Raw genomic sequence first — 12776 nt, forward strand, 5'->3', positions numbered from 1 at the left:
TAAGCCCGGCCCTCGGGCCCCGCCAATCGCGGAAATCTCCGGCCGGAGTGTGACGCACGGCACTCCGGCCGGACGATGACTTGATCGCGTCCCGTCCGTCTAACTGGCAACAACACTCCGCGAGACGGGACGGCCACACCATGACCGAAGCCACCAAGGGCCCTGCCAGTTACTTCCCCTCGATCGAGAAGAAGTACGGGCGCCCGATCGCGGAGTGGAAGGGCCTCATCCGTTCCTCGGCGCTGACCAAGCACATGGACCTCGTCGGCTGGCTCAAGACCGAGCACGGTCTGGGGCACGGGCACGCCAACGCCCTGGTCGCGCACACCCTGGCCGAGGACCGCGCGAAGTGAGCCGTCCTAGCGGCTCAGCACGGCGCTCGCCTTCCGGTTGCGGCGCCGGGCGAGCCGGTGGAAGGCCTTCGGGGCGCTCTGCCGGGCGGGCAGGTCGCCCGCTACCGCGTCGGCCAGGAGCGTGGTGACCGTCTCGGCGGCGCAGGTGCGGTTGGCGCCGATGCCACCGCTGGGCCCCCGCTTGATCCAGCCCACGACGTAGGTGCCGGGTTGTCCCGTCACCCGGCCGCCCTCGTGCGGGACGGTGCCGGTTGCCTCGTCGAAGGGCAGTCCGGCGACCGGCACCCCGCGGTAGCCGATGGCGCGCAGGACCATGCCCGCGTCGATCGTCCGCTCCCCCGACGCCTCGGCGACGCGTACGCCATGGACGGCCTGGTCGCCGAGCATCTCCAGCGGGGCCGAGTGGAAGCGGAGCACGATGCGCCGGCCGGGGGCCGGTGCCTGCGCCCAGTCGACGGGCCCGCGCGTGACGCCGCGCAGGAGGGCTGCCCTGCCCTGGGGATCGGTGGCCCGGTCCGCCTCGTCGATGGCCGCGGCGATCCGGGGGTCGTGGTCGTCCACGACCAGGTCCAGGCCGGGTACGTGCTTGAGGGCGAGCAGTTCGGACTTGGTGTAGGCGGCGTCCTCGGGCCCCCGCCGACCGAGCAGGACCACCTCGCGCACCTTCGCGGACCGCAGCGCGGCCAGCGCGTGCTCGGCGATGTCCGTGCGGGCGAGGGTGTCGGGGTCGGCGAGCAGGATGCGGGCGACGTCGAGGGCCACGTTTCCGTTGCCGACGACGACCACGCGCTCGGCGGTCAGGTCGATCGCGTCCGGCGCCGCGTCCGGGTGGCCGTTGTACCAGGCGACGAAGGCCCTCGCGGAGATGCTGCCGGGCAGGTCCTCGCCCGGCACGGACAGCGTGCGGTCGGCCGAGGCGCCCACGGCGTAGATGACCGCGTCGTGATGGGCGGCCAGTTCCTGCGCGGTGACGTCGGCGCCCACGTCGAGACCGAGATGCATCCGCACCCTGGGATGGGTGTGGAACCGCGTGAACGTGTCGCCGACCTTCCTGGTGGCGGGGTGGTCCGGCGCGACGCCGAAGCGCACGAGGCCGCCGGTCACGGGCAGCCGGTCGATCAGGGTGACTTCGGCGCTGGTGTGCAGGAGCAGGTCCTGGACCGCGTACATGCCGGCCGGTCCCGTGCCGACGACGGCGACCTTGAGCGGTGCGAAGTCCGAGGGCAGGACCCGCGGGAAGGACGGCTCGTCCCAGGCGTGGAAGTTCGGTCCGTCCGGGGCCGGTTCGGGCGCCCGGTCCGCGAAGTACGCCGCGTTGATCGCCTCGTACTCCTGCTGGGAGGCGGGCAGGCTGTCCACCGGGAAGATGGCCTCGACCGGGCAGGCGTCGGCGCAGGCGCCGCAGCCGATGCAGGTGGCCGGGTCGATGTGCAGCATCTCCGTGCTGCCGAACGCCCTTTCCTGCGGGGTCGGGTGGATGCAGTTGACCGGGCAGACGGCGACGCAGGTGGCGTCGTTGCAGCAGGTCTGGGTGATGGCGTAGGAGGTCATGTCGTCGGCTCGACTCGCTCGGGTCCGGTGAGGCTGGCTCAGATGAGGTGGGCGCGCTTGTAGAAGGCGAGGGCCGGCTTGGTGAGCAGCCGGGAGGAGGCCAGGAATTCCATCAGGCCCGAACAGCTGGACCGCATCATGGACTTGTGGTGTTCGTTGGCCTTCGCCTCGGCGAGGGCACGCTTCTCGTCGAGCCCGGCGTTCTCGTACACCTTGGGGTTCACCATGCTGGTGACGATGTAGTACGAGGCGATGGCGACGACGAAGGCGTTGATCTGGCGGCGCAGCGGGCCCGCCCCGGAGAGTCGCTTGGTCGTCTGGTCGCGGGCGAACTTCATGTGCCGGGATTCCTCGACGACATGGATGTTGTTGATCGTGCGGACGAACGGCACGACACGTTCGTCGCGCATCCAGTCGCGCTGCATGACATCCAGTACCTCTTCGGCCACGAGGATCGCCGCGTAGGCAGCCTCGCCGAAGGCCACCGTCTTGAACGCGCGGCCGAGCTCCATCGCGAACCGCTTGGGCCGGTAGGCGGGCGCGCCCAGCTTCCGGGCGCCGCGGGCGAACATGATCGAGTGCCGGCACTCCTCGGCTATCTCGGTGAGCGCCCACTGCACTTCGTCGCTGGCCGGGTCCTTCATGTAGACGTCGCGGAGCACCATCTGCTGGAGGATCATCTCGAACCAGATGCCCGTGCTGGCCACAGAAGCGGCTTCCTGCCGCGTCAGCTCCTTGCGCTGCGCCTCGGTCATCTCCTGCCAGTAGGCCGTGCCGTACAGGGAGCACCATTCCGGGCTCGCGCCGTGGAAGTCGCGGTCGAGGGGGGTCTCCCAGTCCACTTCGGTGGCCGGGTCATAGGCGAGCTCGGCGGCCGAGTCGAGCAACCGCCGGGCCACGTCGTCTTCTTCGGGGTGATCCTGCGATGCCGGCCGAACAGTGCTGCTTGCCATGCTGCGGCTCCTTGACTCTGATGCGTACGTTCTCTTGTTCGCTCAGGCAACGGACCGGGGCGCCGTCCCGCAACGCGCTGCGGCCCGCTTGTTAGACAGACCGTATAACAAGGAAAGCGGCGAGCCTACCCCTGAGTAAGAAGTGAATTCGCGCAAGTTCTTGCAGCAACAAACCCGGCCACATCGGGGTTAGTTGAAATATCTTGCAGAAAGCATTGACGTGTACATGAGTGAGAGGCAGGCTCCCCTTCGGAATCCCCCCACGGCAACCTCCCCCACGAGTAGTTGCCTTCTTTGGGCACAGCTGTGCCCGGTCTCGAAGGAGCCGCAGCATGCAGTACCGTTCCCGCCTGCTTGGCGCGACATCGGCCGGGGTCCTGGCCGCGGCCGGTCTCGCGACGTTCGCGCCCTGGCAGTCGCAGGCGACACCGCCCGGCGAGAAGACCGTCACCGCCACCATGTTCGAGCGGAAGTTCGCGGACGTGGGCAAGGCCTGCACCGAGCAGCTCGGCCCGTCGGGTTACGGCTACGTCCAGGTGTCGCCCGCCTCCGAGCACATACAGGGCGACCAGTGGTGGACCTCGTACCAGCCCGTCAGTTACAAGATCGCGGGCCGTCTCGGCGACCGCGCCGCGTTCAAGAGCATGGTCGACGCCTGTCACCAGGCGGGCGTCAAGGTCATCGCGGACGCCGTCATCAACCACATGGCGGCGGGCTCGGGCACGGGCACCGGTGGCACCGCGTACGGCAAGTACGAGTACCCCGGCTACTTCCGGGACGCGGACTTCCACACCTGCCGCACGAGCATCAACGACTACACCAGCCGTGACAACGTCCAGAACTGCGAGCTGGTGGGCCTGGCCGACCTCGACACCGGCAGCGACGCAGTCCGGAACACCATCGCCGCATACCTCGACGACCTGCGGTCCCTCGGCGTGGACGGCTTCCGCATCGACGCCGCCAAGCACATGGCCGCCGATGACGTGGCCGCGATCAAGGACAAGATGAGCGATCCCGGGTTCTGGGTGTCGGAGGTCATCCACGGCGGCGGCGAGGCCGTCAAGCCCGACGAGTACACCGGCGTCGGGGACGTCGACGAGTTCCGCTACGGCGGCCACCTCAAGAGCGCCTTCCAGGGCGGCGACATCGCGCAACTGAAGTCGGTCGCGGACGGCAAACTGGGCAGCGGATCGGCCCGTACGTTCGTCGACAACTGGGACACCGAGCGCAACGGCTCGACGCTCACCTACAAGGACGGCGCGACCTACGCCCTGGCCAACGTCTTCATGCTCGCGTCCCCCTACGGCTCACCGAACGTGTACTCCGGCTACGAGTGGTCGGAAAAGGACGCAGGCCCGCCCAGCGGCGCGGACGGGTGGACGAACACCCACACCCAGCAGGCGATCACCGGCCTCGTCGGATTCCGCAACGAGGTGGGCACCGCCGAGCTGACCGACTGGTGGGACAACGGCGGCAGCGCCCTAGCCTTCGGCCGCGGCACCAAGGGGTTCGTGGCCCTCAACAACGGCGACGGCGAGCTGCCCCAGACCTTCGCGACGTCCCTGCCCGGCGGCACCTACTGCAATGTCGCCAAGGCGCCGGCGGACAACTGCGAGGGCAACACGGTCACCGTCGGGGACGACGGAAAGATCGAGACCACCCTGCCCGCCCGCAGCGCCCTGGCCCTGCACACCGGGGCGAAGGCGGGCTGACCCTACGCCAGGCGGAACACCGGGTGACGCGGCGACTCGGCGGCGAACTCCTCGTCCGTCGAGTCGCCCGTCACGTCGAAGTAGGGGCGGGTGACGGGCACTTCGCGCCAGTACTGGCGCAGCACGGGGACGCTCTCCTCGGGCCCGAGCTCGATCACGCGCACGGTCTGGGACGTGCCGCCCCTGCTGAGCTCGATCTCCCCGGCCGCGCGGGCGTTGCGCACCCAGTTGCTCACCCCGTAGGCGCCGACGACCCAGCGCTCGCCCCCGGCCGACATCACGTCGACCGGCGTGGAGAACGGGCGGCCCGACTTCCTGCCGCGCACGGTCAGGATGTACCGGTAGCTCTTGCCCATCCCACGCCGGGTCATCGCCCCGAACACGCCGTTGATCACACGCGTCCCGAATCCGACGCGATACGTCTTCGCCATCAGTCTTCTTCCTGTCGGGCGCCCGGCGCTCTACCGCGCGGCCAGCAACTGAACCGCTCCCTGCCGGGCCTGGCGCGCCGGTTCGGGTGAGCCGGATATGGCGGCCGCGGTCATGGCCCCCTCCGCGAGCAGGACCAACGGGCCGACAGTCTGCCCCGGTTCACCCGCGGCAGCCACCAGTCCCTCCATGTAGTCGTGGAAGGCACGCTTGTGCGTCCGGACGGCGTCGGCCACCGCCGGGTCGACGGCCCCCAGTTCACCGAAGGAATTGATGAACGCGCAGCCCCGGAAGTCCGGCTCGCGGAACCACTCGTAGAGCCAGTCGTAGACCGCGAGGACGCGCTCCGCGCCCGCGGGCCGGGCGTCGGCGTACTCGGCCAGACGCGCCCTCCAGCGGCGGTCGCGCCGTTCGAGCCAGGCGCGGACCAGCTCCGATTTCGACGGGAAGACCTGGTAGAGGCGCTTGAGCGACACGCCGGACGCCGTACGCACCTGATCCATGCCCACGGCCTGGACTCCTCGCTCGTAGAAGAGCTCGTCGGCGGCGTCGAGCAGCCTGACTTCCGCTTCGGCGCGATCCATGAGGACTCCCGGGGAGGGTGAGAACGTACGTTCTCGCAGGCTACTACGAGGCCGCACAGCACCGCACCATTGCGCGAGAACGTGCGTTCTCCTATCGTGGGCGACCTCGACGGAGAACGCTCGTTCTCACGTCCTTCCTCCCCTTGACCCGAGGAGCAACCATGAGCACCCGTCCTCCCGTTCCGCCCTTCACCCGGGAGACCGCGACCGAGAAGGTCCGCCTCGCCGAGGACGGCTGGAACTCCCGCGATCCCGGGAAGGTGGCCCTTGTTTACAGCGAGGACTCCCGCTGGCGGAACCGCGCGGAGTTCGTCACAGGGCGCGACGCCATCACCGCCTTCCTCTCCCGCAAGTGGGACCGTGAGCTCGACTACCGCCTCATCAAGGAACTGTGGGCGCACGACGGCCACCGCATCGCGGTGCGCTTCGCCTACGAATGGCATGACGACTCCGGCCACTGGTACCGGTCGTACGGCAACGAGAACTGGGAGTTCGACGACGACGGCCTGATGCGGGCCCGGCACGCGTCCATCAACGACCTGCCCATCAAGGAGTCCGACCGCAAGTACCACTGGCCGCTCGGCCGCCGCCCCGACGACCACCCCGGCCTCAGCGACCTCGGCCTCTGACCGCGGCCCAGCGGCTCAGAAGCAGCGGCAGCAGTACGCACTGCGCGGCCACCGCGGCCCAGAACAGACCGGCGCCGCCGCCGCGTTCGGCCAGTTGGTAGCCCGCGCCTCCCATGATCCCGCTGGCGAAAGCCCCGATGCCCGCCGCGAGCCGCTGGTGGCCGAACACGACCGCCGGCGCACGCGGCGACCGGTCGAGGGCCTCCAGGTCGTTCTTGAAGAAGAGGACGATCTCGCCGAGGCAGACGAGCAGGGCTCCGGCCATGATCGCGGCGTGGCTGCCGACGGCGAGCGTGGCCATCCCCGCGGCCATCGCGCCGAACCCGAGCCACAGCGCCCGAACGTAGGGCAGGCGGGCGATCCGCTCCGAGAGGAGGGGCTGCGCGACGACGAGCAGCACGGCGTAGAGCGCGAGGACCAGTCCGTAGTACGTGGTCGAGGTGCGGGGCACCGCGTACAGGGCGAGGTAGTGCTGGAAGAACATGAACACGTACAGGCTCAGCACGGTGGTCGTGAAGGGCAGCACGGCGAGACCGGCGAACGCCCTCTCCCGGCGTGGAGGCGTCGTCTGTTCTTGTCCGGCCCCGGCACTGGGTGCGGGGTCCGGGCTCTCGGCCGGCAGCAGACCATGGCCCACGGTGATCACCGCGAACAGCACGGTCACCGCGGTGAAGAGTCCGGCGGAGGCGCTGAGGACGAAGGGCGCCGCGGCCAGCGGCCCCAGGGCGATGCCCGCGTTCAGGGCCGAGCTGCTTGCGGACAGCAACAAGGGGCGCTGCCCGGCGTCGACCTCGTGGATCAAGTAGGCCTTGTTCGCGGGCAGGTAGAGGGCGGCGCCGACCGACACCAGGAAGAGGGCGAAGACGGCGGCTGCCGGATGGCGCAGGCCGGGAAGGAAGCAGGCGAAGCCCGCCGTACGGATCGCCAGGGCGAGCAGCATCGTGTGCCGCAGGCCGATGCGCTCGGCGACCGCGCCGCCCAACACGCCGCCCGAGAACTGCACCAGCGAGGCCACGGCAAGGACCACACCGACCGTGCCGAGCCCCATGCCGAGCCGCTCGTGCAGCAGCACCGACATGAAGGGCAGGACGGCGAAGCTGCCCAGCGGGATCAGGAACGACCCCGCGAGCAGGAAGCGTTGCGGTCCGGTGAGTCGCGCGATGCCCGATCGCAGGCGCCCGTGCGGTTTGCCCAGGAGTGTCACTCCTGGGCGTCGGCGGCGACGAGCGGCCGTATGCTCCCGGCCGCGCTGAGCGCACGGTGCAGGGCGAGTTCGGCCGTCGCGCCCTCGGCCAGGACGATCCCGGTGCAGCCGCGCTGATCACTCACGTGTTCCAGGCGGTCGCCGGGGGCCGCGGTGGGATACCACTCGGGCGAGCCGGGGAAGGCGGTGAGGCCGTCCAGGCCGGTCCAGCCGGTGAGGGTGCCGGGCCGGTCGGGGTAGACGAGAACGAACCCTGTGGCGGGGCCGGTGGCCGCGGGCGCGTCGAGCAGGGCGGGACGCAGGCCGAGCGCGACGGCGATCATCGCGTCGTACACGTTGGTGCGCAGGGCGCGGCACAGTGCCTCGCCGACGAGCGCGCCGCCGATGCGGCGGTTGATCTCGACGAGTTCCGGGCCTTCGGTGGTGAGGACGAACTCGACGTGCGCGAAACCCTCGTCGTGGCCCGCGGTCGCAAGGACGCGCCCCACCCAGTCCTGGATCAGGTCGAAGTCCCCTTCCGGCAGGGCGACGGGGAAGGAGGCGGCCTCCTCGCGCACGGACGGCTCGGGAGACATCTGGCGGCTGAGCACCCCCAGGAGCTTCGTCTCGCCCGCCCAGCCGAGCGTCTCCGCACTGTAGACGGGCCCGGCGAAAAAGGGCTCCGCGAACAGCCGCCCGGCGAAGGCGCGTCGGGAGGCCTCACGAAGAGCCGCGTGCAGCTGACGCTCGTCGCGGACCAGCCAGACGTTGCGGGACGAGGTGCCCGCCGAGTCCTTGAGGACCACCGGCAGGCCGATCTGCCGGAGCACCTCTTCGGCCGCCGCGGGTTCGGCGGGGATCGAGAGGGCGGGGCCGCGGCTCAGGTGCTGTTCGTGCAGGAGGTTGCGCACGCGGGACTTGTCCCGCAGGACGCGGACCGCGGCCGGGTCGGGTCCCGGCAGGCCCAGTCGAGCGGCGAGGTCCGCGCCGGGCACGCTCCAGGTGTCGGTCGAGTTGATGAGCCCCTTCAGGCCCGGTACGGCGGCGAGGGCCTCCGCGCAGACGGCCGCGTCACGGGTGTCCACGTCGACGACGTCGAGCGCTCCCGGTTTCAGGCGCGCCAGTTCGTGCCGGTACACGGCGCGGTTGCCCGTGAGCAGGCAGAGCCGGGGCCCGGCGGCGTCGGCCGCCTCCACAAGGCGTCCGAGGCCGAAGGTGAGTGCTTCCAGGGCGGCGATCGTCACGATGCCTGTCCCTCCTTCTCGTGCTTCTGCTCGTGCTTCTCGTACTTCTCGTGCAACGTTCGGGTGCGTACGTCGTAGCTCCGCCGGTTCCACTCCATCGACGACCACGGCAGCGCGAGGTCGGCCAGGTCGGTGATCTGGTGCGGCTTGAGGGTGCGCGGGTCGAGCGCCTCCTGGTGCCGGGAGAAGACCCGCTCGGTGTAGCGGTGTCCGGTGTCGGCGCCGATCACCAGATGCGTCCGGTCCGGGTTGCGGGCCGCCTCCCAGGCCGTGACAAGGTGCGCCGCCCCGGTGGAGAGACCGGCGAACACCGCGTGCGCACGCAGCAGATCGACGGCTCCCGCCATGGCGTGCCGGAAGTCGACCCAGTGGAGGGCGTCGTACAGGTCGTGGCGGACGTTGTCGAAGGGGATCGAGCTGCCGATCCCGGCGATGATCGCTTCGGGATCGTGGAAGTCCTCGCTCCCGAACGTGACGCTGCCGAAGGGCTGAAGACCCAACAGCCGCACCTCACGGCCGCGTTGACGCAAGGGTTGCACGAGCCCGCCGGTCGACGCCCCGGTGCCGACGGCGCCGACCACGGTCAGCGGGGCATCGGGCAGCGCGGCCTCGACCAGGTCCGCGAACTCCTCGTAGCCCGCGTAATGGACGCCGTCGTGATACTGGCGCATCCAGTGCACGTCGCTCCGCTCGGCGAGCAGTCGGCGCACGCGGTGCACGCGTCTTTCCTGGTCCAGCCGCAGGCTGTCGGAGGGCGGCATCTGGTCCACCGTGGCGCCGAGGATCTCCAACTGGGCCCGCATCGCGGCATCGACGGTGGTCGAGGCCACGATGTGACAGCCGAGCCCGTAGCGGTGGCAGGCCATGGCGAGCGCGAGCGCGTAGATGCCGCTTGAGCTGTCGACGAGGGTCTGGCCTGGCCGTACGGTGCCGCGCTCCAGGAGGGTGCGGACCGCGCCGAGCGCCGCGTACACCTTCATCGTCTCGAAGCGCGCGAGGACCACGTTGTCGGCCAGCCGCAGCAGGTCGGGGGCCTTCATCGCGTCGGTGATGTGTCCGTGCACGGTGGCGGCGGTGGCCGCCGGGGCAGCGGCCGTGCGCAAGGGGGTCACCGTCCGACCGACCGGAGGTAGCCGCCCAGGTCCTCGGCGCCCTTGACGTTGCGCGGGCCGCTGACGGCGTCGCCGTAGGACATCACGAAGAAGCGGTTCTCCTTGACGGCCGGGACCGACTTCAGGCCGGCGAGCGACTTCAGGTAGGCGATCTTCTCCTTGGCCGGCTGATCGGCGTAGTCGATGATGACGATCACCTCGGGCTTCGCCTTGATCACGGGCTCCCAGCCCACCGTCGTCCAGCCCTTGTCCAGGTCGTCGAAGACGTTGGTGGCACCCGCGGCCCTGATGATGTCGTCGGGCGCGGCATGGCGTCCGGCGGTGAAGGGCTGGTCGGTGCCCGAGTCGTAGACGAAGACCTTGGCCGGGTCGCCCTTCTCGGGCCAGGTCTTCTTCAGTGCGGTGACGCGTCCCTTGAGGTCGCTGACGAGTTTGTCGGCGCGCTTCTCCACGCCGAAGATCCGGCCCAGGTTGTCGAGGTCCGTGTAGAGGGCCTCCAGCGGTGTGACGTCGACGCTCTTGTCGCCGTAGTCCCAGCACGTCTCGGTGTGCAGATAGCTGGCGGACCCGACCTTCTTGAGGAGGGCGGGCGTGATGCCGCGCTCCTCGCTGAATCCGGAGTTCCAGCCGGCGAGGACGAAGTCGGCCTTGGCGTCGGCCACGATCTCGCGGGTGATGCGCTCGGTGCCGAGGCGCTCCACGTCGTCGTAGTCCTCGCGCCAGGGGGAGCCCTTGATGGAGGGGTCGCCGAGCTTGTTCATGACGTAGCCGCGCATGCGGTCGGCGAGGCCCAGGGAGAACATCTTCTCGGCGCCGCTGACGTCGTAGGCCACCGGCCGCTCCGGGCGGGTGTAGGTGACGTCCTTGCCGCAGTTGGGGACGGTGACCGTCTTTGCCTCGCTCTTCGCCGACGGCTCCACCTCGGCGCCGCAGCCGGTGGTCAGGAGCCCGGTCGCAAGGAGCGCGGCGGCTGCCAGGGTGCGGGACAGCGGTGGTCGGATCATGAGTGCGGTCCTTCTGCCAGGGCGTCGGCGGGTGCCGGGGCGCCGGTGGGGGCGAGGTCGTAGACGAGGTGGGGCGTCCCGGTGCGGGGGTGGTGCACGACGGTGGCGTCGACGCCGAACACCTTGCGGATCAGCTCGGGGTTCAGGACGTCCGACGGGGTTCCGGTGGCGACCAGGGAGCCTGAGCTCAGGACGGCGATGGTGTCGCAGGCGGCGGCCGCCAGGTTGAGGTCGTGCAGGGCCGTGAGCACGGTGAGGCCCGATCCGCGCAGGAAGGAGAGGAGCTCCACCTGGTGGCGGATGTCCAGGTGGTTGGTGGGCTCGTCGAGGACCAGGACGCGGGGTTCCTGGACGAGGGCGCGCGCCACGAGCACGCGCTGCCGCTCGCCCCCGGAGAGGGTGAGCACGCTGCGGGCGGCGAGATGGGTGACGTCCAGGCGGTCCATCGCCTGGCGGCACAGGGCTTGTTCGCGTGCGGTGAGGGGCTGGTTGCCGCTGGTGTGCGGGGCGCGGCCGAGCGCCACGACCTCCCCGACCGTGAAGTCGAGTTCGGTGTGGCTTTCCTGGGTGAGCGCGGCGATCGACCGGGCGCTGTCGCGCAGCTTGAGCGTCGTCAGGTCGGCGCCGTCCAGCAGGACGGCGCCCGACGTCGGCCGCAGCGCCCGGTAGACACAGCGCAGGGCGGTGGACTTGCCGCTGCCGTTCGGGCCGACGAGTCCGACGACCCGGCCGGCCTCCACCTCGATGTTCAGCCGGTCGACCAGGGCACGCCCCGCCGCCTCGACGGAGAGGTCCCGCAGCACGAGGGTCATCTACCGCCCTCCGAACAGATAACCGCGGCGGCGCATCAGCACGATGAACACCGGTACGCCGATCAGCGCGGTGATGACCCCGAGCGGCAGTTCCTCGGGGGCGAAGGCGGTACGGGCGACGAGGTCGACCCAGACCAGGAAGCAGGCACCGGCGAGCGGAGCGACGGCGAGCACCCGGCGGTGCGTGGAGCCGACGAGGATGCGCACGACGTGCGGCAGGACGAGCCCGACGAAGCCGATCGCGCCGCTGACCGCGACGATGAGCCCGGTGACCGCCGCCGTGAGGAGGAAGAGGCGGCGCCGCAGCGCCTCCGCGTCCACGCCGAGGCTGGCGGCGGTCTCGTCCCCCAGCGACAGCACGTCGAGGGACCTGCTCTGGCGCAGCAGGACCACGACCGTCACCAGGACGGCACCGGCCGCGAGCGGCAGCGACTCCCAGGACGCCGAGCCGAGACTCCCGAGCAGCCAGAAGAGGACCGTGCGGGCGGCCTGGCCGTTGGGCGAGAGGAAGACGAGCACGCTCATCAGCGCCTGGAACCCGTAGGCCAGCGCGACCCCGGTCAGAACCAGGCGCAACGGCGTCAGACCTAGCGGCCCGCGCGCCGCCAGATACACGAGCACGGTGGCTCCGAGCGCCCCGAGGAACGCCGCGGCGGACAACGCGTAGACGCCGAGACCGGCGAATACGCCGAACACCACGACCGCGGTGGCCCCGACGGAGGCGCCGGAGGAGATGCCGAGGACGAACGGGTCCGCGAGGGCGTTGCGCACCAGCGCCTGGATGGCGACGCCGACGACCGAGAGTCCCGCGCCCACGACGGCCGCGAGCAGCACCCGTGGGGTGCGCACGTGCCAGACGATGGAGTAGCCGGTGACGTCGTCGGCCCCGATGCTGCCGCCGGTGAGGGCGGCGGTCAGGAACCGTACGACGTCGCCGAGCGGCACGACGGTGGGGCCGAGGGCGATCCCGGCGAGGACGGAGACGACCAGGGTCACGGAGAGCACGGTCAGCGTGGTCACGAGCCGGCCGCGGCCTGCTTTGCCGGTCGGCGTCCCGTCGAGGGCCGCCTCCGGGGAGACGGTCCCTGATGGGGCCTCAGATGGGGCCTCGGATGTGGCCTCGGTCATGAAATCCCTTCGCCTGGCGGACCGTTCACGGTGGTGCGGCCGCTCCCGAGCGGCGCGGCACGATCCAGTAGTCGGAGGGGGG

13 protein-coding genes are annotated in these 12776 nt (G+C 70.5%); 3 read left to right on the forward strand and 10 right to left on the reverse strand.

Features of this window, described 5'->3' with window-relative positions; translation table 11 throughout:
• Window positions 1-140: 140 nt before the first annotated feature.
• Entirely contained in the window at window positions 141-353 is a 213-nt protein-coding gene (locus tag AB0I66_RS02860; RefSeq protein ID WP_363205878.1) for a DUF4287 domain-containing protein, read from the forward strand.
• A 6-nt stretch (window positions 354-359) separates the two neighbouring features.
• Here AB0I66_RS02860 and AB0I66_RS02865 read toward each other — a convergent pair whose 3' ends face one another.
• Both AB0I66_RS02865 and AB0I66_RS02870 read right to left on the reverse strand, forming a co-directional pair.
• Window positions 360-1904 (reverse strand): FAD-dependent oxidoreductase, encoded by a 1545-nt coding sequence (locus tag AB0I66_RS02865; protein WP_363205879.1) that lies wholly within the window; start codon window positions 1902-1904, stop codon window positions 360-362.
• Window positions 1905-1942: 38 nt separating this feature from the next.
• Window positions 1943-2857 carry a diiron oxygenase gene (locus AB0I66_RS02870; RefSeq protein WP_363205880.1) on the reverse strand — a complete coding sequence of 305 codons (915 nt, stop codon included), beginning with the start codon at window positions 2855-2857 and terminating at the stop codon, window positions 1943-1945.
• 332 nt (window positions 2858-3189) lie between these two features.
• Between AB0I66_RS02870 and AB0I66_RS02875 the strand changes: the two genes are divergently transcribed.
• On the forward strand, window positions 3190-4569 hold the full coding sequence (locus AB0I66_RS02875; protein WP_363205881.1) for an alpha-amylase family protein: 1380 nt from the start codon (window positions 3190-3192) through the stop codon (window positions 4567-4569).
• Between the two features lie 2 nt (window positions 4570-4571).
• Here AB0I66_RS02875 and AB0I66_RS02880 read toward each other — a convergent pair whose 3' ends face one another.
• Window positions 4572-5000: a nitroreductase/quinone reductase family protein gene (locus AB0I66_RS02880; RefSeq protein ID WP_363205882.1), complete on the reverse strand. Its 429-nt coding sequence runs from the start codon at window positions 4998-5000 to the stop codon at window positions 4572-4574.
• Window positions 5001-5030: 30 nt separating this feature from the next.
• Window positions 5031-5582, reverse strand: coding sequence for a TetR/AcrR family transcriptional regulator (locus AB0I66_RS02885; RefSeq protein WP_363205883.1), 552 nt, complete (start codon window positions 5580-5582; stop codon window positions 5031-5033).
• A gap of 161 nt (window positions 5583-5743) precedes the next feature.
• Between AB0I66_RS02885 and AB0I66_RS02890 the strand changes: the two genes are divergently transcribed.
• Complete coding sequence (locus AB0I66_RS02890; protein ID WP_363205884.1) at window positions 5744-6211, forward strand: nuclear transport factor 2 family protein; 468 nt, start codon at window positions 5744-5746, stop codon at window positions 6209-6211.
• On the opposite strand, the gene AB0I66_RS02895 is transcribed toward AB0I66_RS02890, so the two are convergent.
• From AB0I66_RS02895 to AB0I66_RS02920, 6 genes are all read right to left on the reverse strand, one after another.
• Entirely contained in the window at window positions 6192-7406 is a 1215-nt protein-coding gene (locus tag AB0I66_RS02895; protein ID WP_363206662.1) for an MFS transporter, read from the reverse strand. The two genes, AB0I66_RS02890 and AB0I66_RS02895, sit on opposite strands and share 20 nt — an antisense overlap.
• 5 nt (window positions 7407-7411) lie before the next feature.
• Window positions 7412-8638: an ATP-grasp domain-containing protein gene (locus tag AB0I66_RS02900; protein WP_363205885.1), complete on the reverse strand. Its 1227-nt coding sequence runs from the start codon at window positions 8636-8638 to the stop codon at window positions 7412-7414.
• Complete coding sequence (locus AB0I66_RS02905; RefSeq protein WP_363206663.1) at window positions 8635-9678, reverse strand: pyridoxal-phosphate dependent enzyme; 1044 nt, start codon at window positions 9676-9678, stop codon at window positions 8635-8637. Before AB0I66_RS02905 ends, AB0I66_RS02900 begins: the two co-directional genes overlap by 4 nt.
• Before the next feature lie 68 nt (window positions 9679-9746).
• A complete protein-coding gene (locus AB0I66_RS02910) occupies window positions 9747-10754 on the reverse strand; it encodes an ABC transporter substrate-binding protein (protein ID WP_363205886.1) in 1008 nt (335 codons plus the stop codon).
• Entirely contained in the window at window positions 10751-11566 is an 816-nt protein-coding gene (locus AB0I66_RS02915; RefSeq protein ID WP_363205887.1) for an ABC transporter ATP-binding protein, read from the reverse strand. The genes AB0I66_RS02910 and AB0I66_RS02915 overlap by 4 nt, the downstream gene beginning before the upstream one ends.
• Window positions 11567-12694, reverse strand: a complete 1128-nt coding sequence (locus AB0I66_RS02920; protein ID WP_363205888.1) for an iron ABC transporter permease — start codon at window positions 12692-12694, stop codon at window positions 11567-11569. It abuts the gene before it with no gap.
• Between the last annotated feature and the right edge of the window lie 82 nt (window positions 12695-12776).

Origin of the sequence: Streptomyces sp. NPDC050439 (assembly GCF_040655335.1) — a bacterium.
Classification (GTDB): Bacteria; Actinomycetota; Actinomycetes; order Streptomycetales; family Streptomycetaceae; genus Streptomyces.